This window comes from Bacillus sp. MMSF_3328 (assembly GCF_030733525.1).
GTDB lineage: Bacteria > Bacillota > Bacilli > Bacillales > Cytobacillaceae > Bacillus_AB > Bacillus_AB infantis.
Genome location: NZ_JASHIV010000002.1, coordinates 456,960 through 478,919, shown reverse-complemented (window position 1 = coordinate 478,919; position 21,960 = coordinate 456,960). Strand labels below are relative to the sequence as shown.

General features: G+C 44.1%; 19 protein-coding genes, 1 other RNA gene and 2 pseudogenes. 18 read left to right on the top strand and 4 right to left on the bottom strand.

The window, feature by feature from the left end; genetic code table 11:
- The first annotated feature begins 7 nt into the window (after positions 1-7).
- The 3 genes from RBB45_RS06155 to RBB45_RS06145 all read left to right on the top strand — a co-directional run bounded on the left by RBB45_RS06155 (position 8) and on the right by RBB45_RS06145 (position 3,363).
- Positions 8-130 (top strand): hypothetical protein, encoded by a 123-nt coding sequence (locus RBB45_RS06155; RefSeq protein ID WP_022544035.1) that lies wholly within the window; start codon positions 8-10, stop codon positions 128-130.
- A 180-nt stretch (positions 131-310) separates the two neighbouring features.
- On the top strand, positions 311-1,570 hold the full coding sequence (locus tag RBB45_RS06150; protein ID WP_009793169.1) for a M20/M25/M40 family metallo-hydrolase: 1,260 nt from the start codon (positions 311-313) through the stop codon (positions 1,568-1,570).
- Positions 1,570-3,363 (top strand): S9 family peptidase, encoded by a 1,794-nt coding sequence (locus RBB45_RS06145; protein WP_306009268.1) that lies wholly within the window; start codon positions 1,570-1,572, stop codon positions 3,361-3,363. Before RBB45_RS06150 ends, RBB45_RS06145 begins: the two co-directional genes overlap by 1 nt.
- Here the strand turns inward: RBB45_RS06145 and RBB45_RS06140 are convergent.
- Positions 3,360-3,634: pseudogene (locus tag RBB45_RS06140) on the bottom strand (hypothetical protein). The gene RBB45_RS06145 and the pseudogene RBB45_RS06140 sit on opposite strands and share 4 nt — an antisense overlap.
- Before the next feature lie 87 nt (positions 3,635-3,721).
- Between RBB45_RS06140 and RBB45_RS06135 the strand changes: the two are divergent.
- The 3 genes from RBB45_RS06135 (at position 3,722) to arfA (ending at position 6,302) form a co-directional block, all read left to right on the top strand.
- A complete protein-coding gene (locus tag RBB45_RS06135; RefSeq protein WP_306009267.1) occupies positions 3,722-4,279 on the top strand; it encodes a glycerol-3-phosphate acyltransferase in 558 nt (185 codons plus the stop codon).
- A gap of 84 nt (positions 4,280-4,363) precedes the next feature.
- Positions 4,364-4,560: non-coding RNA, 6S RNA (gene ssrS / locus RBB45_RS06130), on the top strand.
- Between the two features lie 221 nt (positions 4,561-4,781).
- Positions 4,782-6,302, top strand: coding sequence for an arabinosylfuranosidase ArfA (gene arfA, locus RBB45_RS06125; RefSeq protein WP_306009266.1), 1,521 nt, complete (start codon positions 4,782-4,784; stop codon positions 6,300-6,302).
- Positions 6,303-6,483: 181 nt separating this feature from the next.
- Here arfA and RBB45_RS06120 read toward each other — a convergent pair whose 3' ends face one another.
- Together RBB45_RS06120 and RBB45_RS06115 are read right to left on the bottom strand one after the other, a co-directional pair.
- Positions 6,484-6,765, bottom strand: coding sequence for a hypothetical protein (locus tag RBB45_RS06120; protein ID WP_022544034.1), 282 nt, complete (start codon positions 6,763-6,765; stop codon positions 6,484-6,486).
- A 99-nt stretch (positions 6,766-6,864) separates the two neighbouring features.
- Positions 6,865-7,821: a D-2-hydroxyacid dehydrogenase gene (locus tag RBB45_RS06115; RefSeq protein ID WP_101548319.1), complete on the bottom strand. Its 957-nt coding sequence runs from the start codon at positions 7,819-7,821 to the stop codon at positions 6,865-6,867.
- Between the two features lie 340 nt (positions 7,822-8,161).
- On the opposite strand from RBB45_RS06115, the gene RBB45_RS06110 reads away from it, so the two are divergent.
- From RBB45_RS06110 to RBB45_RS26260, 7 genes and pseudogenes are all read left to right on the top strand, one after another.
- Complete coding sequence (locus RBB45_RS06110; RefSeq protein ID WP_009793177.1) at positions 8,162-9,691, top strand: carboxypeptidase M32; 1,530 nt, start codon at positions 8,162-8,164, stop codon at positions 9,689-9,691.
- A 63-nt stretch (positions 9,692-9,754) separates the two neighbouring features.
- Complete coding sequence (locus tag RBB45_RS06105) at positions 9,755-10,126, top strand: DMT family transporter (RefSeq protein WP_094768915.1); 372 nt, start codon at positions 9,755-9,757, stop codon at positions 10,124-10,126.
- Positions 10,127-10,408: 282 nt separating this feature from the next.
- The gene (locus RBB45_RS06100) at positions 10,409-10,936 is read left to right on the top strand and encodes a competence protein ComK (RefSeq protein ID WP_009793179.1); all 528 of its coding nucleotides are present in this window, start codon (positions 10,409-10,411) and stop codon (positions 10,934-10,936) included.
- A 90-nt stretch (positions 10,937-11,026) separates the two neighbouring features.
- Positions 11,027-11,920, top strand: coding sequence for an SAM hydrolase/SAM-dependent halogenase family protein (locus tag RBB45_RS06095; protein WP_371931554.1), 894 nt, complete (start codon positions 11,027-11,029; stop codon positions 11,918-11,920).
- Between the two features lie 1,150 nt (positions 11,921-13,070).
- Positions 13,071-14,372, top strand: coding sequence for a coiled-coil domain-containing protein (locus tag RBB45_RS06090; RefSeq protein WP_022544032.1), 1,302 nt, complete (start codon positions 13,071-13,073; stop codon positions 14,370-14,372).
- Between the two features lie 559 nt (positions 14,373-14,931).
- Positions 14,932-15,705: pseudogene (locus RBB45_RS26265) on the top strand (HAMP domain-containing protein); the annotation flags it as partial.
- Positions 15,691-16,647: a methyl-accepting chemotaxis protein gene (locus RBB45_RS26260; RefSeq protein ID WP_371931558.1), complete on the top strand. Its 957-nt coding sequence runs from the start codon at positions 15,691-15,693 to the stop codon at positions 16,645-16,647. The pseudogene RBB45_RS26265 and the gene RBB45_RS26260, both read left to right, overlap by 15 nt.
- Positions 16,648-16,780: 133 nt before the next feature.
- Here RBB45_RS26260 and RBB45_RS06080 read toward each other — a convergent pair whose 3' ends face one another.
- Positions 16,781-17,098 (bottom strand): hypothetical protein, encoded by a 318-nt coding sequence (locus tag RBB45_RS06080; RefSeq protein ID WP_009793185.1) that lies wholly within the window; start codon positions 17,096-17,098, stop codon positions 16,781-16,783.
- 160 nt (positions 17,099-17,258) lie between these two features.
- Between RBB45_RS06080 and RBB45_RS06075 the strand changes: the two genes are divergently transcribed.
- From RBB45_RS06075 to RBB45_RS06055, 5 genes are all read left to right on the top strand, one after another.
- Entirely contained in the window at positions 17,259-18,494 is a 1,236-nt protein-coding gene (locus tag RBB45_RS06075; RefSeq protein WP_148949253.1) for a hemolysin family protein, read from the top strand.
- Between the two features lie 167 nt (positions 18,495-18,661).
- Positions 18,662-19,444, top strand: coding sequence for a helix-turn-helix domain-containing protein (locus tag RBB45_RS06070; RefSeq protein ID WP_306009263.1), 783 nt, complete (start codon positions 18,662-18,664; stop codon positions 19,442-19,444).
- A gap of 54 nt (positions 19,445-19,498) precedes the next feature.
- Positions 19,499-19,960, top strand: coding sequence for an SRPBCC family protein (locus RBB45_RS06065; protein WP_148949254.1), 462 nt, complete (start codon positions 19,499-19,501; stop codon positions 19,958-19,960).
- A gap of 16 nt (positions 19,961-19,976) precedes the next feature.
- The gene (locus RBB45_RS06060) at positions 19,977-20,336 is read left to right on the top strand and encodes a VOC family protein (RefSeq protein ID WP_224950740.1); all 360 of its coding nucleotides are present in this window, start codon (positions 19,977-19,979) and stop codon (positions 20,334-20,336) included.
- 83 nt (positions 20,337-20,419) lie between these two features.
- The gene (locus tag RBB45_RS06055) at positions 20,420-21,883 is read left to right on the top strand and encodes an esterase/lipase family protein (RefSeq protein ID WP_306009262.1); all 1,464 of its coding nucleotides are present in this window, start codon (positions 20,420-20,422) and stop codon (positions 21,881-21,883) included.
- The last annotated feature ends 77 nt before the right edge of the window (positions 21,884-21,960 follow it).

Below are 21,960 nucleotides of genomic sequence, written 5' to 3'. Positions count from 1 at the left end.
GCTTCTGATGAAAAAGTGGGCCATATCAGCCGCAGTATACCTGCTGTTGGTGATTTGCGGCTATTATTTGTATGATACATTAATCGCTGAACCCCCTGCGGAACCAGAGCACGGTCATCAAAGCGATTAGGAAGGAATGGCATAAAGCTATTTGTTTTTAAAGCAGAGAAACAGAACAAGAGGAAAAAGCTCCATGCATCTGGGGCTTTTTCCTTTTTTATTAAGGAGGAAATCTTCTGAAGCCTTCCAGCAACAATAAATTTAATTTTTGGAATATAATAATAATAGACTTTACAAAGGGGGAAGAAAATTGGCGGAAAATATTGAACTGAAGAATAGCGTGGCGGAAGCATTAGAAAAAATAGCGGGCATTTCAGCTGTCCAAAAGGGACTATCCTTTTTAAAAAATGATAATGACCGGACATCGGCTGATCAAAAGGAGCTGACGAGCATCCCTGCACCTACCTTTGAAGAGGGGGAACGGGGGGAGTATTATAGACGAAGGCTGGAAGAGCTGGGTATTGAAGATATTTCGAAAGATGATGCAGGCAATATATTCGGCCTGAGAAAGGGAACGGGGAATGGACCAAGGATTGCGGTTTGTGCCCATCTTGATACTGTTTTTCCAGCAGGCACTGACACAGTCCCAAAAGTAAAAGACGGAAAAATTTATGCTCCCGGCATCGCTGATGACGGAAGGGGGCTGGCTGCCGTACTGACTCTAATCCGTGCGTTCAACGAAACGGGAATCGAAACGGAAGGGGATATTCTGTTTGGAGCGACGGTCGGAGAAGAAGGACTTGGGGATTTAAATGGCGTTAAGGCGCTGTTTGGACAAGATCATGGGATAGACGGTTTCATTTCCATAGAACCAGGCAGCCCTGAGCGAATTACATATCTGGCTGCAGGCAGTAAAAGATATGAGATTACCTATAAGGGCTCAGGCGGCCACAGCTTTGGGGATTTCGGGACGCCGAGCGCCATTCATGCTGCAGGAAAAGCCATTGCCGGCATAGCAGATCTTAAGGTGCCGGAAGATCCAAAAACAACTTTTAATGTAGGGATAGTATCCGGAGGGACCTCGGTCAATACGATTGCAGCGGAAGCCAGATTGATCATCGATCTTCGTTCGGTTTCCGCAGATGAGCTGGCAAGGGTTGAATCTGAAGCGCTCTCCATCATCAAGGAAGCTGCCGGCGGTGCTGATTCCGGAATTACAGTTGAAATCAAGCAGGTAGGCGACCGCCCGGCAGGCAGCCAGGATATGGAATCAGCCATTGTCCAAACGGCTGCAGAGGCTTCAAGGCAGCTAGGATTCATACCTTCGTTTGAGAAAGCCAGCAGCACCGACTCCAATGTGCCGATTGCTCTTGGAATTCCGGCTGTAACACTTGGCGGAGGAGGAAGCTTTGGGGGCATACATACACTTGAAGAGTACTTTGATCCGCAGGATGCCTATTATGGGCCACAGGCCATTTTCCTATGTATTCTGGGATTGACGGGAATCAAAGGCATTTCCAGTCCGGTCCTGGACAGCCGGCGCAAAAATAATGCAGAAGGGGGCCAATAATGGAAACATTGACGATTGATAATTTCATGAACATCAGAAACGTGAAGAATCCTGCTTATGGACCGCAGGGGAAAATGCTGAATTTCATCTCAGATGCTTCCGGGATTCCGCAAATATGGGAAATACACGCTGAAGGCGGCAACCCTAATCAGGTACTGGAAACCGCTGAAAGGATTATGTTTGTTTCCTTTATCCAAGGAACCGGTAAAAGGATTTTTGGCATGGATGAGGGTGTGAATGAAAAGCAGCAGCTTTTCCTTTTAACCGAAACTGGGGAGGTCATCCGGCTGACCGACTCGCCAGAACATATACACAAGTATGGAGGGGTATCTCCTGATGGAAAGTGGATTTCCTGGGCCAGCAACCGCCGTCATAACACCTATTTTGATATATATATTCAAAGTCTTGAAAGTTTTGAAGTTAAAATGGTGTTCCAGGGAGATGGTCATTTTTCTCCGCTTCAATGGCATCCGGAAGGAAACTCCCTGCTGATAGAGCAGGTGAACACAAATCTTGATAATGACCTTGGACTGCTGGATCTTTCAGGGGGAACAGTGCAGTGGCTCACAAAGCATGAGGGGGAAGCGGCTTTTGCCAGCCCTGCGTTCAGCTCAGATGGAAAAATGATTTATATGCTGTCCAACAGGGATCGGGAATTCATGAATCTTGCCAGACTTAATCTTGAAACACTGGAAACAAAGTGGCTGGTCGAGAAGGAGTGGGACTTGGAAGAGCTGAAGCTCAGCACTGATAAAAAGAAGATCGCTTTTTCCATCAATAAAGGAGGGGTCTCAAAAGGCGCATTATTGGATTTTGAATCGAATGAAGTGACAGAGTGGGAATCCCCTGCAGGCGTCATTACTGACTTTTCTTTCTCTCCTGATAACAGCAGGCTTGCCTTTATCCTGAATGGGCCGCAGCATCCTTCAGACATTTGGGAACTCGATCTCAGATCTCGTAAAGCTAAAAGGGCCACGTTCATTTCGCATGATCCTCTGGTAGAGGAAAAGCTGTGTGCTCCTGAACTGATTTCTTTTGCTTCCTTTGATGGCCTTGAGATTCCAGCATTCTACTATAAGCCTAAAGAGGCTGACGGAAAGCTTCCGGTGGTTGTGTTTGTCCACGGAGGGCCGGAAAGCCAGATAAGGGCTGTTTTTAATCCGTTCCTGCAGTTTTTCCTTGATAATGGATTTGCAGTATGTACGCCGAATGTCAGGGGCAGTACAGGCTATGGTAAAAGCTTTACCCATCTGGATGATGTCAGGAAGCGGATGGACTCTGTACGTGATTTAGTCCATCTTGTCGATTGGCTGAAAACAGAGGGAGGAGCTGCCGAAGATCAGATCAGCATTATGGGAAGAAGCTACGGGGGCTTTATGGTCCTGGCAGCCATCACCCACTACCCTGACATCTGGTCTTCTGCCATTGATATTGTTGGAATTTCGAGCTTCCGGACGTTCCTGCAGAATACCAGCCCGTGGAGGCGGAAAATGAGGGAAGCTGAATATGGGAGCATAGAGAATGACGGGGCCTTCTTCGATGAAATTGATCCGCTTCATAAAACAGACAGGATTCAATGTCCGCTCCTTGTTCTTCACGGTGCCAATGATCCGAGAGTGCCGATTGAGGAAACAGAGCAGATTGTGGATGATCTGAAGAATCGTAAGCATCCTGTAGAGTATATCCGTTTTGAGGATGAAGGCCATTTCTTTGTAAAAAGGGAGAATAATATTAAAGCTTATACAGCTTCATGGGATTTCCTCAAGGAATATTCCGGAAGGATCAAACATTAGGAGCTGCTGTTCCTGAAAGATTTTATAGAAGCTTTCAGGCTGCTGTATGAACCTATCGCTGAATATCCATAAAACCATCCCATAAAGAGGCCGGCCACGAAGTCATGCTTATGGCTGATCAGGACCGAAACGGGCAGTCCGCAAAGCAAGGCAACTGACGGGACTATCTTTGCAGGGATATTGAAATACAGCTTCAGCAGCTGTGTTACAATAAGACCGCAGGCACGGCAAAAACAGCATCCCAAAAGTTGGTATGTATAACAGGGAACATTGGGCCTATCACCTTTCTTCCAAGTCAGGACTGACTGTTTCAGTCTATTTTTGCCGGCAGCCAGAGAATTATACGGGGGGAAGGTCTATGTATACAGCAGCAGCTTTCATTTTTTGCTATTTAGCCGGCTGCATCAACGGGGCTTATCTTCTGGCCAGAAAGTGGCAGGGAAAAGATATCAGGCAGATGGGCAGCGGGAACGCAGGTGCAAGGAATGCTGGCCGTGAACTTGGAAAAAGAGGTTTCTTTTATACGATTTTGATTGATGCAGGGAAGACAGTGGCTGCTTTAGCTGCAGCTGATGCTTTTCTGGGGTATTCCGCACTGTTGGTCTGTGCTTTCGCTGTACTATGCGGGCATATCTGGCCGGCCCCCCTTGGATTCAGGGGAGGCAAGGGGGTTGTCGTATATCTGGCATCGGCTCTTTATTTAGCCCCCGCAAGCCTGCTGGCTGCCTTTATTGTACTGCTTGCCGGATGGAGCGTCACACGGCGCTTTACGGTTCCAGGGCTTATCGCAATGGCGGCAATGCCTGTTTCCATCTATTTATTAGCAGGAGACGTTCCAGCAGCCGTTGCATTTGTGATTATGCTCCTGATTGTGATAGCAGCACATAACGACTTTTTTTATAAGAAAGTGGCCTAGCCGAAAAGCTCTTTCCAGCCAGAAGGCTCCTCCATTTCCAGACAAAACAGTTGAGCTGGGAGCACAAATGAGGTAATATATAAATACAAGCTGCTTTGCCCGTAACCATAATAAAGTTTTAACCTTTAAGCTGTAATAGGGAGTTTTATATCGAAGCTGGAATGACAAGCCTCTGTCACATGTGACAAGGAGGACATGCAGGAAGGTTTCTGCAAACACCCACTTTGAGGAGTGGTGGTTTAAAACTTTCTTATATTTATTACGGCAAAAGTGGCTTACATAAGCATTTAGAAACCAGTTCCTTTCAGGAGCTGGTTTTTTGCTTTTATAAGGACCTCTCTAGACTAAAAAATGATGCCAAATTTCAAGAAAAATAAAGGTGTTCAAATGCTGAATAGCCAATACTTTGTATATCCACTAAACAATATAGATAAGTTTACTTCAATTCAATGCATATAAAAAGTTTACAGATTAACAAATTTTAGATAGAAAGGTGAGAATAATGACTTTGAATGCACATAAAGCAAAAATGCTGATAGACAAGTCGTTTAGAATATCCGATATTGACCCTAGGATATATGGTTCTTTCATAGAGCAGCTGGGCCGTGCCGTATATGGGGGAATATACGAACTTTCGCATTCCAGTGCTGATGAGGATGGATTCCGACAAGATGTTATAGAACTGGTAAAAGAGCTGAGGGTGCCGATTATCCGCTATCCCGGGGGGAATATGGTTTCAGCTTACAACTGGGAAGATGGAATCGGACCAAAAGAATTGAGGCCAAAACGCCTGGATTTAGCCTGGAATTCACTGGAGACAAACGAAGTTGGGACTAACGAATTTGCAGCCTGGGCGAAGAAAGTCAATGCAGAAGTCATGATGGCTGTTAACTTAGGTACCAGGGGCATTGATGCTGCACGAAATTTAGTAGAATACTGTAATCATCCCGGCGGTACTTATTGGAGTGATTTAAGAAAAGAACATGGCTATACTGACCCTCACAATATAAAGGTCTGGTGTTTGGGAAATGAAATGGATGGACCCTGGCAAATTGGCATGAAAACGGCATATGAATATGGAAGGCTAGCTGCTGAAACTGCCAAGGCGATGAAATTGGTCGATCCTTCGATTGAACTGGTCAGCTGCGGAAGCTCCGGCTCAGGCATGCCAACATTTCCTGAATGGGAAGCAGAAACACTCGAACATACATATGAAGCTGCTGATTATATATCTCTTCATCAATATTATGGGAATAGAGATAATGACTCGGCAAACTATTTGGCAAGTACACTGGACATGGATAGTTTCATTAAAACTGTTACTGCAGCATGTGATTATATGAAGGCAAAGAAACGCAGTAAAAAAACAATGAACTTGAGTTTTGACGAATGGAATGTTTGGTTTCATTCCAATGATCAGGACAAGGCAATTGAACCTTGGTCTTTGTCGCCTCCGTTATTGGAGGATATTTACACATTTGAGGATGCTCTGCTTGTAGGCAGCATGCTGAATACCCTGCTAAAGCATTCAGATCGGGTAAAGATCGCTTGTATGGCCCAGCTGGTAAATGTCATTGCACCAATTATGACAGAAACAGGAGGCGGTATTTGGAAGCAATCCATTTTCTATCCATTCTACTATACTTCTGTATATGGACGTGGTACAGCACTTCATTCGATTGTTGATTCACCCAAGTATGACAGTAAAGATTTTACTGATGTGCCATTCTTAGACCAGTCAGTGGTCTATAATGAAGAAAGTGAAGAACTGGTTATCTTTGCTGTAAATCGCAGTCTGGATACTCAATTGCTGGTTGATGTTGATATCCGGTCGTTCGAAGGGTATAAATTAGCCGAACAGATAGTACTAAAAAATGAAAATCCCAAAGCGGTAAATTCCATTAATGATGAGCAAGTTAAACCAGAGAAGGGCAATGACTCATATATTGAAAATGGAACTCTTACTGCTGTATTGCCAAAAATGTCATGGAATATGTTCAGGCTTAAGGAGCTGGAAGTTTGATATCAGAACGTTAGGTAATAAAGTTCCAAGGCAGCATGTTCACTCTCTTTTGAGGTCCTTTCCAAAGATATATGAATCAAAAGACTAAGCCGTACACTGCATTAAACCACAAAAATCCAGGGGAGAGAATTATATGTTTCTCTCCCCTGGATTTTTGTTGTGCAGCTTTATTGCGCTGTTCTTATACAGGCTCTCTGCGGTTATCGATTTTCTTTGCCATGGAAAGGGCGGCAGACAGCTTTTCCTCTATATAATAGAGGGCATCGACATCACTCCGGGTCCCATCCAGATGTTCTTCTATAACATTGCAGAGCATTCCGGCCGCCCTTGTAACATGGTCCAGGGCCGAAGCAAGCTCCCAGTCTATGCATCTGTTTGTGGTAGCGATCATTTGTATTTCTTTAAGCTGCCGATGGACATTCCGGATAGAAATGGCATCGAACTGATCATGGATCACGCTCATTTTCATTCCCCCTTTTTATTCTCCCCTTTACAAACTATGCATATCTCCTGGTTTATAGAATACGTTCGTCATCTGCGGTCAGAAGGGTACTGGAATATGTCAGTAGCCTTTCCTGTAATCAACAAGATTGCGGGCAGGCTTCTTACCTTCTAGATATTCCTTCAGGTTGGGAACCAGAATATCGTTGATGACCCTTTCATCGTAATATTCGGTTGAGCCGGAAGTGTGTGGTGTGATAATTACATTTTCCATTTCCCAGAGAGGGCTGCTCTCCTGGAGAGGTTCTTTTTCAAAAACATCCAGACCTGCTCCGGCAATCTCGCCCTCTTTAAGGGCACTGATCAGATCCTGTTCGACCAGGATTTCACCTCTGCCAATATTGATTAAGAATGCGGTGTTCTTCATTCTTTTAAACTGTGATGCGGAAAACAGAGAGTGTGTTTCATCTGTTAGAGGGAGTGTGATGACAATATAATCACAGTGAGGCAGAATATCATCCAGCTTTTCGGCAGTGTGCATTTCGTCAAAATGCTGCTCTTCTTTTCCGGAGTGCCTCACTCCAATCACTTTCATGCCAAAGGCTTTAGCAATTTTGGCTGTTTCGCAGCCAATTGCACCCGCACCGATGATACCGATGGTCTTTTTGTGGATTTCCTGGTTCATATGGCTGTGATGCCACTTCTTCTCTTCCTGGTTTCTCACATAGGTATGTATTTTCCGGGTGAGTGCGAGCATCAGGCCAAAAATAGTCTCAGAAATCGGATAAGCATGGACACCGTTCGCGCTTGTCAGGAAGACATTGTTTTTTTCCAGCTCTTCAAGCGGAAGATTATTGACGCCTGCACTCCAGGTTTGAATCCAGCGGAGGTTATTGCTGTCCGCCGCTTGGACTGTATCTTTTTTCCACCCTGCAATAATTTCAGCATCCATCAGATGGCTTTTCCAGATTTCAGGATTTTTCCCAGAGATAATATTCCAGCCCGGCATAACGTTTTTAACATTTTTTAGCAGGTCTTCACGCAGATCTTGTGTTAGTATCATTGTTTTTGTGGACAAATAAGTTACCTTCTTTCTCAATAGATGACAGAAATTTCGAATAATACCATTCTAACATCTTTGGAAAATAATAAGAAAAGAAATGCTTTTAATAGCTAAAAACGTTGAAACCTATATGGACTGGGAAAAATGGAATGGAAATACTTTAGGAAGGCTTTGGTGCCTATCCGCGATGACTTGGTTTTTTTATTGATAGGCTGCCTGAGCTTTGTATCACGCGATAGCCTAGAATATATGCAGAATACCATTAAAGCTTCTTGAAAAAGAAAGCCATTCTTTTTATAATAAAATAGACCGAATATTCTATTTTGAGAAAAACTTATATCTGGGGGGAAACCTAATGCAAACTGCCGCTGTGCTTTCATATGAAGCTGCCCTGAAGAAATTTGAAAAAATCGATGAGAAAATAACTCATTTAACAAGCATTTCAAGCCTTTTGGGCTGGGATCAGAAGGTGATGGCTCCGAAAAAAGGAAGAGGATTTTTCTCCAAGTCAATCGGGACGCTTGAAACGGAAATCTTCAAGCTTCAGGTGAGCGGGGAACTCGGAGAGGTGCTTGCCATTCTGGATGATGAAGAAAAAGCTGTTCATCTGGATGAAAGAATGCAGGCAAGGATCAGGGAAAGAAAAATGTTTTATGACAAATCAAAAAGCATCCCTGCTGACTTGTACAATGAATATAGTATTCTGACTGCAGAGGCCAACAATGCCTGGGAAGAAGCCCGGGAAAAGAATGATTTTCTGCATTACCTTCCTTACCTCGAAAAAATCATAGATTACAAAAAACAATTCATTAAGCTTTATGGCGAATATGACCATCCTTATGACGCACTCCTGGAAGATTTCGAACCAGGGCTGACAGTAAAAAAGCTGGATCCTCTTTTTTCATCCCTGCGCAAAAGCAGTGTGGAACTGCTGAAGAAAATACAAAACTCTGGTGCAGTGCTGCCGGTTGAAATTGTCAGACAGTCTTTCCCTGTTGGCAAACAGAAGGATTTCAACAGGGCAATTCTTCCTGAGATCGGCTTTGACCTGGATGCAGGCCGGCTGGATGAAACTGTCCATCCTTTTGCTCAGCCAATCAATACGAGAGATGTCAGGATTACAACCAGATATGCTGAATATAATGTATTGACCGCCCTTTTCGGCACGATCCATGAAGCGGGTCACGGAATTTATGAACAGCAGATCGATCCTGCTCTTGAAGGCACTTGCCTCAGGGAAGGGGCATCTTTCGGCATTCATGAATCACAATCGAGATTCCTTGAAAATATGGTTGGCAGAAGCAGACAGTTCTGGAGCCGCTTTTATCCTGAATTCCAGAAAACCTTTTCCGAACAGCTTGCAGATGTAACCGAAGATCAGTTTTACCAGGCGATAAATGCGGTCAATCCTTCATTTATCAGGGTGGAAGCTGATGAACTGACCTATAATCTCCATATCATGCTCCGCTATGAGATTGAAAAAAGCTTGTTCGAAGGGACGCTTTCTGCAAAAGATCTTCCGGAAGCATGGAACAAAAAAATGGAGGATTACCTGGGAATTAGACCTGAAACAGATTCAGCAGGAGTGCTTCAGGATGTACACTGGTCATTCGGCGGATTTGGCTATTTTCCTTCGTATGCTTTGGGCAATCTGTATGCAGCGCAAATCCTGGAAACAATAAAAAAACAAATCACGGATTTCGGGGAAAAGATAGCAGAAGGTGATTTCAGCACTATCATGCAATGGCTGAAAGACAATATTCATCAGTATGGAAAAACCTTCACCCCGGATGTTTTAATCCAAAAGGTGACAGGTGAAGAGCTGAATGCTGAGTATCTTATTCAATACCTTGAAGATAAATATGGGAAATTATATAATTGCTGAATAAAGGCTCTCCCTCGAGGAGGGCTTTTTTCTTGAAAGAATAATAGATAGAAGGTGATTTGTTTGAAGGCGTATTTATTTCTGTTCATTGCCATTGCAGCAGAATTATTCGGAACTTCTATGCTGAAGGCCTCTGAAGGTTTTACGAAAATATGGCCGGCCCTAGGAGTGCTCCTCGGTTTTGGAGTGGCTTTTTTTGCTTTATCTCTTTCGTTAAAAACAATCCCATTGAGCATCGCATATGCTATCTGGTCCGGAATCGGCACTGCTGCAACTGCAGTAATCGGCATATTGATTTGGAAAGAAAAGCTGAACATGCTCAGCGCTGCAGGAATCATCCTTATTATTCTTGGCGTTGTTCTCCTTAATATGGCTTCTCCATCGAGTCATGCCGGCGGGGAAGAGGCTTATACAGAAACAGTAAAAGGAAATTAATTTACAAAATATTCTATTAATTGTATAATTATCCTGATAGATAGATTGAAAGGCTTCTGGCACCTAAACTGGAAGCCATTTTCTTCTGATAAAACTCCGCATTTTTCTCTTCTTCGAACCCATCACATAAACAAACACTTACACATATATTCCATAAACCTATTCCATTCTGGAGGTGTTTCTTATGTGAATACACCACTGACAATATTATAAAAAATCCAATATTATAGAAGAATTTGCACAAGCTTTTTTATTATGGATTAAACCAGGGGAGGGGAAACTTTGGATCAGCTATATATAGAAAAATTCCTTATAAGGAGAGAAACGCTTTGCATCATGCCATTCAGTAATCTGTTTGGGGAGCGGCATGCTGAAATTGTAGGTCTGGAAGATGAATCTGTTTTGGTTAAAGGCCCCCCGCATGAGGTGATGAATGATTCCCTTCAGCAGCTGGGAAGCAATTTAAAGGGCGCTATGAAGGGCACTAAGAAAGTTTTAGGCAAAGTCAGCATGCCGCCGGTACGGCTCTGCGGCCTGCAGGATATGTTTTGGTTTCCTCACAAAGCTCCCTTTCATGAAGACACCGTATGGTTTTCGCTTCACGGGATAGAAGATGTGGCAGCCATTGGGGTGAATAAATGTGCTGTCCTGCTTATAAACGGAAAAACAGTACATCTTGATATTTCGGAAAAACTTTTCAAAAATAGGATGGCCAGGGCTGAAAGCTATAAATACCGGATTGAAAAGGCAACAGGCAGAACACTGACATATCTTTATAACCCGCCGGCTGGCTTCAAAATAAGTGAGTGAGCCAAACATATTCATGCAGAGAAAAAAATGAGAATCTTTGAGTCTTTCCCGGCATAACTCTTTTTATACACAAATTTTGAAAGGGTGAAAGTGATGGGAAGAGCTTTAGTATTTCAATCGGATTTCGGATTAGCAGATGGGGCGGTCAGTGCGATGCACGGTGTTGCTTTTTCCGTCAGCCCTGCCATTCCAATTTTCAATTTGACGCATAACATCCCTGCTTTTTCCGTATGGGAGGCATCCTGCAGGCTTAATCAGACTCTTCCATATTGGCCTGAGGGGACAGTCTTTGTTTCTGTGGTCGATCCTGGTGTCGGTTCTGAGAGGAGGAGCCTCGCAGTCAAAACAGCAACAGGACAGGTGGTCATCACGCCGGATAACGGCACATTGACACATGTCAGCATGAATGCAGGGATTGCTGAAGCAAGGGTCATTAATGAGACGATAAACAGGCTTCCAGGATCCCTGGAATCTCACACATTCCACGGCAGGGATATTTACGCGTATACAGGAGCCAGGCTGGCCAGCGGCGCAGTCAGCTTTGAAGAACTGGGGGAACATGTAGATCCCGGCGGTATTTGTATTTTGCAGGCTCCATGCGCTTCACTCAATAACGGCAAATCTGCAGGGTGTATTGAAATCATGGATGTCCGCTTCGGGAATCTGTGGACGAATATTGGGAGATCTCTGCTGATCGAGATGGGAGTGGCACACGGAGACAGACTGATAGCGGAAATTAGGGCAGGCCAATCACTTGCCTTTAGAGGGCTGGTCACTTTTGGTAAATCTTTTGCAGATGTACCTGGGGGAGAGCCTGTTGCCTATATAAACTCACTTGGGAATCTTGGGCTGGCTGTGAACCAAGGTTCTTTTGCTGAAATATTTTCGATAGGGGCAGGGCAAGATTGGACCATATCAGTTGAAAAGTCAGAATTCCGGGAGATGCTGCAGAAAAACCTTGCAAGTGGGATTGCTGCTACATGAGAGAGGATAAGGGAGTGCGGGAAAGCAGCTTGCTCTTTTTGACGGCCTTTGGCACGCCAAGGTGATAACAGCCAATTCCATAAGCAATGAGAAAGACCTGGAAGGGTCTTTTTTCTTTTGGGCAGGTTTTATTTGAAAACCGAATGAATAGGAGAAACCTTTGGAGGAGAAGAGGCAGCCAGGAAGGTTAACGCTGGTCTGAGTGCTTGAAGCGGAATGAGGTACTCAAAAGTCTGATGCGCCGATCAGAATTCCCCATGCAGGACAAATGAGGTACTCAAGAGAGTGGATGCACCGACCGGAGTACCTCATACAGCACATATGAGGTACTCAAGAAAGCAGATATGCCGATCAGAGTGCCCCATACAGGACAAGTGAGGTACTCAAGAGAGTGGATGCACCGATCTGAGTTCCTCAAGCGGGCAAAGGGGCAGATGGCTTACTGGAGAAAGGGTCAACATTGTTCTGACTCCCCTATACGAGCACAATCTGCACGCCCATGCTGATGTTAACATGTATATATAGGAAAAAATATCATATTCACTTTATATCTCCGTTCAATCCCACAAACGTGAAATCAGCCTTCCTAACCATAATAACGGGTTTAATAATTGGCTGAGTCCCTCTGATAGAATTTCCTTCAAAATCGAGTCTTTTTGTTTTCCGGCCGCCTGCTTGCCTTTTTTCCTTCTTTTTCTATTCGCCATAGTTTCACCAGCCTTAGTGTGGTTGTCGCAAATTGGAATAATGAGTTACTGTAACCAATATTATACAAAAGAAAACTTCCTGCTTACTATATGCTATTTTACCCGGATGAATGTATGGAGAAAAAAATGTCTAAATGGCACGTTTAGATAGATTTTCGCTGTTTTTCTGTAAAATAAAGGTATATAAAGCATAAAAACTAGGAGAAAAGTGGTTTAATGTCATGATTGAAATATAACTGTAATATAATTATTACCTGTTTGAAAGATTTGGGTGTTATACTTCTAATTGTGAAAAAAAGGTTTAAATTGGTTAATTTAATAGAATTTTGTCACAGAACAATCGAATTTAAAATTTAAAATACATATAGTTTGCCGTTGGCTTTTGCAATTAGATAAAGAGAGAGTCTTATAGCTTGGCAAAGGGAAGCAGGGGGAAGAGAGCGATGAAAAAGAAATTAGTAGTGCTGAACACGACAATTATGCTTGGCCTGGGAAGTGCATTTTCCATCCCGGCAGTTAATGCGGATACATTACACAGCAAAAAAGCTCAAATCCAGGAACAGCGTTCTGGAATCCAGGCCAATATTTCAAAGGCAGCTCAAGAGATTGCAAAAGCTCAGAATGAATTGGAAAAATTGAATGCACAAATTGCACGCGTCAATCAGGCAATCAAGGATAATAACAGCAAGATTGCGACAACAAAAGAACAAATTGCTGCTACAAATGCTGAGATTGAAGAACTGAAGAAAGAAGTAGCTGTCATTCAGGAACGCATTGAGAAGAGGAACGAAGTCCTGAAGGAAAGGGCCAAGTCATTCCAGGAAAGCGGTGCTTCAGTAGGCTATCTTGAAGTGCTGATGGGTTCCACAAGCTTCAGTGATTTCATTGACCGCGTAGGAGCGGTAGCTAAGATTGTCGAGGCTGACAGAGGTTTGATGGAAGAGCATGAAGCGGATAAGAAGGAGCTCGAAGAAAAGAAGGCTTCTGTTGAGCAAAAACTGGCAGGCCTCAATGAAATGAAGACAGAACTTGAAGGCATGCAGGCTCAGATTCTTGAACAGAAGGCCCAGATCGATGTACTGAAGGCTGAGGTCCAGCAAAAGGAAAAGCAGGCTACTGCCCTGAAAGCGGACTTGCTTCAAAAAGATGCTTCACTGGCATCGGAACTGACTTCAATTGACAACGCGATTGCGCAGGAAAGAAAGCGCCAGGCTGCCGAAGCTGCAAAAGCAGTGCAAAGGAGCTACAGCTCTAATACAGCAGCATCTTCTAACAGCGGATCAAGCAGCAATAATGGAACAAGCAATAACGGCGGAAGCAGCAGTACTCAGTCGTTCGCGCCTGCTCCGAAGGCAAACGGCAATATCAATACTGCCATCACCGCAGGTTATAAATATATCGGAAACTCTGTCTATGTTTTCGGTGGAGGAAGAACTGCATCTGATGTTGCCAACGGCCGTTTTGACTGCTCAGGCTTCGTACACTGGGCTTTCGCACAGGCTGGCATTAGTGTCGGTTCAAGCACTGATTCTCTTAAAAACTCAGGCACCCGCGTTTCCACAAGCGAAATGCAGCCAGGAGACCTTGTATTCTTCAACACTTATAAAACAGATGGACATGTTGGAATATATATTGGCGGCGGTAAATTCATCGGATCACAAAGCTCGACAGGCGTAGCAATTGCCAATATGTCAAGCGGCTATTGGGCACAGAAATTCAACGGGCGTGTAGTAAGGGTCCGTTAATAAAATATTCTTGAAAAAAGGAGAGGGCATTCAAGCCCTCTCCTTTTTTGTTGTTCAGGATATTATAAATTGTATGTCTTGTGGATTATTTTCGATTTTTGATCAACTTTCAGCAGCTGCGCCGAGATCACAAGTCTAACCTCCCAATAAGGCAAAGAACGCCTTTCTGGGAGGTTCGTCTTAAGGCCCCCAGGATGTGGGTCTCAAGACGTTTCCGCAGGATGTGTGTTCTTAGTCTGCGTTCCTTTAGGTGCAAGGTGCTTGCGCTATGTTCAGTTAAGATTTTTTTTTGAGATTTTGGTTACCGGCCAGCAGCTGCTCTCAGAGGCCATAAATCACGTATAAACTTTCAGGCGGCTTTTTTTGCATAGTATATAGATGTATTAGTGGGCAGAGTTGGTTTAATGGCAGCTTCTAACTGGTAAACTGGTAAACTACCTTGTTACCCCCTGCTCTCCATATGATAGTTCTATTTACCTATTATTATTTTTGAAAAATGAATATTTTCTGTTTATTTTATTGAATATCCTTTATTCTCTGCCGATAATAGTAAAAAAGGATGATTCAGGGGGCTATAATGATTACTATTTTAAGAAATTGGAATTTGGGAAAGAAATACATAGCTGTCTTCGCTGTTACTATTTGCTTATTCATTTTATCAGCAGCAGTCGTTTTCAATCAGTTTTCTTTGATTAAGAGTGATGTTGCTTCCATTGATGAGAACAGCATGCGCGCTGTTCAGCTGACAGAGATGGGCTCCATTTACCGCTCAAAGACGATCATGGTGCTGGATTATGTTCAGGTACGCTCACAGAGAATCGTTGAAAACTATGATAAGCAGTCGGGCGAATTCCTTCAGCTGCATGAGGCATTGAAAGAAAGCATGAGAACGAAGGAGGAGCAGGAGCTCTATGCTAAGTTCATTGAAAGCGATGAGAGGCTTAATGAACAGTTTAAAAAACAGCTTATACCAAATATCGAAAGCAATGCCAAGGTTTTGACGGTCCTGAATGATATCCGCACCAAGAGGGATACTGTTATCGCACGCTTGAATGAATTAAGAGAAAGTGTGGAGGCCGGGAAAAACCAGTCAATTGCCAGTACTGAAGAAAGGCTTCAGGCAAGCATCATCATTTTAATTGCTTCTATCCTTGTTTCTTCTGCTTCTGGTTTTGCATTCATCATTCTAATTAACAGGACAGTCAAGAAAAATCTCAGGGCAGTAGTGGATAGTGCCAGGCGGGTGTCATCAGGTAATCTTTCAGGAACCCCGCTCGCTTGGAAGGGTAAAGATGAAATCGGTATCCTGGCGAGTGCCATGGACGATATGAAAGAAAATCTCCTCCAGATGGTAGGCTCCATTCAGGAAGCTGCAGGTTCGGTACAGACCCAAAGCAGTATCCTGACAAAGTCTGCCAACGAGGTAGCCGCAGGAGGCCGGCAAATATCGGCAACAATGGAGGAACTGGCTTCCGGGACTGACCAGCAGGCACTGGCCGCATCTGATCTTTCTGAAACAATGGCCAGATTCTCACAGAGCATCAAGGCTGCACATAATTTTGGAATATCTATGTCGGATACTGCCGGGAATGTATTAAAGGAAGCTTCCATTGGCATGGAGAGAATGGAGCAGGCGGGAAAGGATATGACACAGATTCATGACACCGTCGAGGCCTCTGTTTCCAAAGTTGGCGATCTTGAAAAGCAGTCAGGGGAGATTGCTTCCCTTGTTGAAGTGATCCAGGGTATTGCAGACCAGACGAATCTGCTGGCGCTGAACGCTGCGATTGAGGCGGCGAGAGCAGGAGACAGCGGAAAAGGGTTTGCCGTCGTTGCCAAGGAAGTGAAAGTACTTGCCCAGCAGGTAACCTCATCACTGGTTCATATTACAGATATCGTAGCCAGCATTCAGAGAGAATCAAAGCAAATTGCCGTTGCTTTGAAGAACAGCTACTTACAGGTTCAGCGGGGCACCGGAAGCCTGAAGGATACTGAAGAGACTTTCAGCACCCTGAAAGGATCCATCCTTTCTCTGGGAGAGACAATTTCCAAAATGAGCAGCACCCTTGAGGAGGCTAATACGAATACATCTGCCATCAGCCAGTCGGTTGAAACGATAGCATCGGTGTCCGAAGAAGCTGCAGCAGGTGTAGAAGAAACAGCTGCAACCATCATCCAATCCAATTCAGTGATGAACGATGTTGAACAAAATGCCAACAGTCTGGCAGACTTGGCAAAGCAGCTCAATCAGCTTGTCAGCCGATTTAAAATATAAGAAATGGCCCGCAAATCCAGCGGGCCATTTCTTATATTTGCTCTGCAGCAGCGGCGGGGCAGCACCTGTCACATGTGCTCTGTTGCCGGATGAAAATCTTTTGCAGGCACACCTTGTACGCGCAAAGCTCCTTTTATGCTTTATTAGCTAATGAACGGAATATCTGTGTTCTAATGCTTCCCTGTACAATGTTTTGGATGAAAAAATCGCCTATCAGCTTAACATAGTCTTCATCGTCAAAAAGCCTTTTATTCTGAAGCTCCATTTCTGCCAGGCCTTCATAGGTGCACAGAAATGCATATGTATGGTCCGGCCCTGTGACAGGAGTCAGGATTTCTACTTTGTGATCGTACATTTCATTTCTGTGCTGCTGGATTGCTTTTATATTTTCAATAGCTTCTTCAAACTTGTCCTGCTTAAGTTCAAAGGTTTGGTAGACAAAGACAGACATTTCAAACACTCCTTATGCATTAAGGATGACAGCAATTATAGCTTTCACGGAAAAAGAATTTTTATACGGTGAAAAGGGAGAATAATGTTGAATAGGTTTATGCTTTGTATATTCTTCTAATATTGGGTATGATGGAAGAAAAAACTCTTGGAGGCAAACTGTGTTTATTGCAATAATTTTCTTTTTGTTTATGTCCTTTTTCTTGTCGGGGAGTGAAACGGCGCTGACTGCCGTTAATAAAATGAAGCTGAAGACAAGAGCTGAAAATGATGATCATAAAGCCCAAAAGCTTCTTGATACTGTAGCAAAGCCGGATGAACTGATCACCGCTATCCTGATTGGCAATAATATCGCCAATATCATGCTTCCTACATTGGTCACCATCGTGGCAATCAATTATGGAATTAATGTAGGGATTGCGACCGGTATATTGACAGTCGTCCTGATCATTTTCGCAGAAGTGCTTCCTAAATCCATTGCTGCAACTTTTGCAGATAAAATTGCTTTCATCGTGTTCCCGGTTATCCGTTTTCTGATGATGATTCTGAAGCCATTAACATTTTTGCTGTCAAGATTCACAAGGGGAGTCATCCGTCTGCTTTCGAAGGACAGCGAAGCAGAAGTCAGCTTTTCCAAGGAAGAACTGATCACAATGGTGGATATTGCTACAACAGAAGGGACATTTAATAATGAAGAAACAACGAGGATCAAAGGAGTCATTGATTTCTTTGAACTTGATGTGCGAGATGCCCTGAAAACACCGCGGACTGAGATCATCGGCATTCCTGCTGACTCTTCATATGAAGAGGCGAGGGATATCGTATTGCACAGCCATTATACACGGTATCCTGTGTACAAAGAGAATATGGACAATATTGTCGGGGTTTTTCACAGCAAACAGCTCCTGTCCTGGTCCCTCGACCTTTCAAATGCACTGGATGAATATACAGATAATGACCCTTTATTCATATACGAATTCCATTCAATAGAAAGGGTCTTTAAGCTTATGATGAAAGAGCGCAAGCATATTGCTATCGTCCTTGATGAATACGGAGGTACACGCGGGATCATTACGCATGAAGACATCATTGAGGCAATGATCGGGCAGGAAATCAATGACGAAACCGATGATGAAGAAGTGCTGATAGAGGAACTTACCGACTCTCATATTGTCTGCAGCGGAAAGCTGTCCCTCCATCGCCTTAACGAGGCCTTCAAAACGAAGATACCGGAAGAAGAGGATGTTTTGTCCGGTTTCCTGCTGAAGGAATTAGGCTATTTTCCTGAAGAAGGAGAAACTTATGACTACCATCATCTGCGCTTTACAGTAAAGGAAATAGAAGACAATAAAGTCAAGCAGATCGAGATAACAAAACAGGCTGGTACAGTTGAATAGATAAACGATCGGATTCTGCCGGGAAATGGCAGAATCTTTTTTATTGGGAGCTGGAAAGCACACATTGTGATTTTGATAAAAAATCTCATTACTTTTTTCTCTGATAAAAAGGGTTTTGCAGGACAGAGAGCAAATAGAAACTAGAGCCAAAAGAAAAAGGTGAAAATATGAACCCAGAACAGATGAAGGCTGCAGATAAGGCGATTGATTATATGAAGCAGCATCTTGAGGAAGAGATCACCACAAAAGAGCTTGCCGAATTAACAGGCTACAGCCTTTTTCATTTCACGAGGATCTTTAAAAAGGCGACAGGAATCTCTCCGAGGCATTTCCTTAGTGCGTTGAGAATCGAGATGGGGAAGGAAGAACTGGCAAGGAAATCTTCACTGACTAAGGCAATGATTGCTTCAGGGTATCTTAGCCCGGGTACGTTTCAAACCCGCTTTAAAAATCATGTGGGAATCAGCCCTAAACGATACGAAGCCAGTATGGAAATGCTGCAGAAAATGATGGATGAGACGAAAACGCTGCTCCCTGAGAGAATGGAATCAGAGGCACCGGGAAGCCGGGCAAAAGTAAGCTGTCTTATCCAGGTTCCCCCGGGATTCAGGGGAATTATTTTTGCAGGACTGTTTCCTGAGCCGATTCCCGATCAGAGGCCTGTCAAAGGGACTGCTTTCAGCCATAACAGCCCTCAATGCATTTTCACAGACATCCCGGAAGGAACTTATTATCTGCTGGCAGCAGGGCTGGAGTGGAGCATGAATCCCCTCAGGTATTTTCAGCCGGAAACATTCCTTAGGGGGAAATGGGAAGGAACGGTGGAAATCAAGAAAAACACGGACTGCAAGGCCACCGTTCAGCTGAGGGAGCCGCTGCCCCATGATCCGCCAATCTTATTCAATCTTCCTCTCTTGCTGTTTGAAAAAATAACCAACAAAGCAAACTAGAAGAATTTTTAGGAAAAGTAAGGCAGTATAATCAGGAAAAAGGAGGAGAATGCCGTGCCTATTAAAACTGATATCATCATTCAGGCTGACAAAAGCTTAGTTTGGAGAGCGTGGACCGAATCAGATAGAATAACCGAGTGGTTTGCCCCGGAAGCAGTGATCGAACCGGCAGCAGGAGGGCGGTTCGAATTATATTTCAATCCCTCAGATAAGAGCAGCATGAATACGAAAGGATGCAAAATCCTCAGTATCTTAGAAGAAGAGAAGCTTATGTTTGAATGGAAAGGGCCTGATGCTTTTGCCGGTCTAATGAATAGTGATCATAATCTGACTAAAGTAACCGTAATTCTGGAGGATATTCCGGAAGGTGTACAAATCTCGCTGCAGCATGATGGCTGGGGAGAGAGCGGGCAGTGGGATCAGGCAAAACAATGGCATATAGCGGCCTGGGACCAAATGCTGGCGAGCCTGAAGAAGAGTATTGAATCCGGCAAAGGATTACTTTGCTGCCAATAAGGAAGGGGTAACAGTAATGGCTCAATTATGTGCAATAGGGATTTATGTACCGGACTTAACAAAAGCACTCCGGTTTTATACAGAAGTACTCGATTTCGAAGTAAACAAACAGTATGGCCCGAAAATAGTGTCGCTTGCACACGGGGAACTGCCAATTATTCTGGAAGAAAGTGAAGGTGCTGATTATATAGATAGAAAGTCAGCGACAGGGCCGGTGCTAGTGCTTCAAACGGAAAACATTGAAAATGAAGTCAATCGCCTGAAATCCAAAGGTGCTGATTTACTGATGGAAGAGCCGGCAGCTTGTCCGCCGGGGAAATATATAAGTTTCAGAGATCCGTTCGGCAATATATTAGAATATTTGCAGTTTGATTGAGGAGAATCCAACTTTCTCCTCTTTTTTTGTTTGCCTGGAAAACTTACACTGGAGCTGAAAAATTTGAAAGGAGGAGGGGTTTTATGAAATCGCTTCCAGTAATGCTGCTGCTCTTTTTCTTTACTGCTCCGCTGGTATCATCTGCCGGAGGGGGCGGAGGAAGCGGGGGGAGCCCGGGGCGATGGTATCCCGGAGAAAGTCCCAATATAGTAGATCCAGCTCTTCCGCCGCTCGTGTTTATCCACGGCTACAGCAATTCTGCGAATGTCTGGCTGGAGGAAAATGATATGCCTGAAATAGCAAGGGAATATGGATATCAGACCGCATATGCCGATCTTTATCCGGATCGGGATATGTGGGAAAACGGAATGATGCTGGCAGGCATGCTTGAAGAAATCTATTATCATTTCGGGCAGAAAAAACTGGCAGTCGTCGCCTACAGCAAGGGCGGTGTGGATAGTCAGACAGCCCTCGTCCATAATGAAGCATATCCTTATGTCTCCCGAGTAATCACCCTATCTACTCCCCACAGCGGCACACAGCTCGCAGACCTTGCCAATAGCAGTGCTGCCGGCTGGCTTTCTGAACTCCTCGGCACCCGCAATGATGCAACTGCCTCACTTCAGACAGGATATATGAGCTATTACCGCAGTTTGACAGACTCCCATTCGAACGCACAGCGGATTCCCTTTTACACAATCGGTGGGACCGGCTGGGGGAGCTTTGGATCGGCAACATATTGGGGAGGCTTGTATTTGAGCCAGTATGGCAGGAATGATGGCGTCGTCCCCCTAATCAGTTCGAGGCTTTCAGGCTCCCCTGTCATAGCTGAGCATTCCTGGAATCATTCAAGCATAAAGCAAGGGTCTGTCATATTTCCAGAGCTGAATCCCTTTTTAACTGCTACTTCTTTCCAAAAAGATCATTATTCCCCCTTGTTAACTGATACGGATTTTTCCCAGGCTGACAGCATGATCATCCACGGTGGAATGGGAGATGAGATGCTTGAAGATTCCTTTCTTATTGAAAATGAAGTAAAGGCAGCCTCAGTGTCTGTGTTGAGCAGCAAACGCCTTCCTGACCTGGTGATAGTGGATGAGCAGGGCAATAGTTATACAGCCGGCAGAACTTATAAAGATGCTTCAGGATTTTTTTCAGGGGCATATGTTACTGAATTTACTATAAAAAATCCTGTACCAGGCAGATGGACTGTGAGCAGCAAAACGGGACGCACCGGATTTCTGTATACGGTCAGCCTCGAGAGAGATAGTAGCATTCCAGGGATTAGCAAAGAGCTGAACAGCTGGAAAAGTGCGCAGGCAGGCAGGAAGTACAAAACAGAATGGATTCATACCAAAGGCAAGGGAGACGGCTATTCAACCTTCCGCGGCCTAAAAGCGGGGCTTCCTGATGCTTCAGATTTCAAAGAGGAAGGCATATACAGCCTCACCATCCAAATTACCGGCAAAACCGGCCAGGGTAAAGCATTTGAAAGGAGTATGGTTAAATCTATCTATGTAGATGGAGCAGGCAAAATTTATAAGTAGGATAAAGTATCATAGCCTTCTTATTAAAAGATATGATTCAAGGCATCGGCATTCGCTGGTGCCTTGATTTTTAACTA

What these genes read in the sequence shown, in the direction of transcription:
- RBB45_RS06155 (WP_022544035.1), top strand. Translation starts at nt 8, where the DNA reads ATGAAAAAGTGGGCCATATCAGCCGCAGTATACCTGCTGTTGGTGATT.
- RBB45_RS06145 (WP_306009268.1), top strand. Translation starts at nt 1,570, where the DNA reads ATGGAAACATTGACGATTGATAATTTCATGAACATCAGAAACGTGAAG.
- RBB45_RS06135 (WP_306009267.1), top strand. Translation starts at nt 3,722, where the DNA reads ATGTATACAGCAGCAGCTTTCATTTTTTGCTATTTAGCCGGCTGCATC.
- arfA (WP_306009266.1), top strand. Translation starts at nt 4,782, where the DNA reads ATGACTTTGAATGCACATAAAGCAAAAATGCTGATAGACAAGTCGTTT.
- RBB45_RS06120 (WP_022544034.1), bottom strand. Translation starts at nt 6,765, where the DNA reads ATGAGCGTGATCCATGATCAGTTCGATGCCATTTCTATCCGGAATGTC.
- RBB45_RS06110 (WP_009793177.1), top strand. Translation starts at nt 8,162, where the DNA reads ATGCAAACTGCCGCTGTGCTTTCATATGAAGCTGCCCTGAAGAAATTT.
- RBB45_RS06090 (WP_022544032.1), top strand. Translation starts at nt 13,071, where the DNA reads ATGAAAAAGAAATTAGTAGTGCTGAACACGACAATTATGCTTGGCCTG.
- RBB45_RS26260 (WP_371931558.1), top strand. Translation starts at nt 15,691, where the DNA reads ATGGACGATATGAAAGAAAATCTCCTCCAGATGGTAGGCTCCATTCAG.
- RBB45_RS06080 (WP_009793185.1), bottom strand. Translation starts at nt 17,098, where the DNA reads ATGTCTGTCTTTGTCTACCAAACCTTTGAACTTAAGCAGGACAAGTTT.
- RBB45_RS06070 (WP_306009263.1), top strand. Translation starts at nt 18,662, where the DNA reads ATGAACCCAGAACAGATGAAGGCTGCAGATAAGGCGATTGATTATATG.
- RBB45_RS06060 (WP_224950740.1), top strand. Translation starts at nt 19,977, where the DNA reads ATGGCTCAATTATGTGCAATAGGGATTTATGTACCGGACTTAACAAAA.
- RBB45_RS06055 (WP_306009262.1), top strand. Translation starts at nt 20,420, where the DNA reads ATGAAATCGCTTCCAGTAATGCTGCTGCTCTTTTTCTTTACTGCTCCG.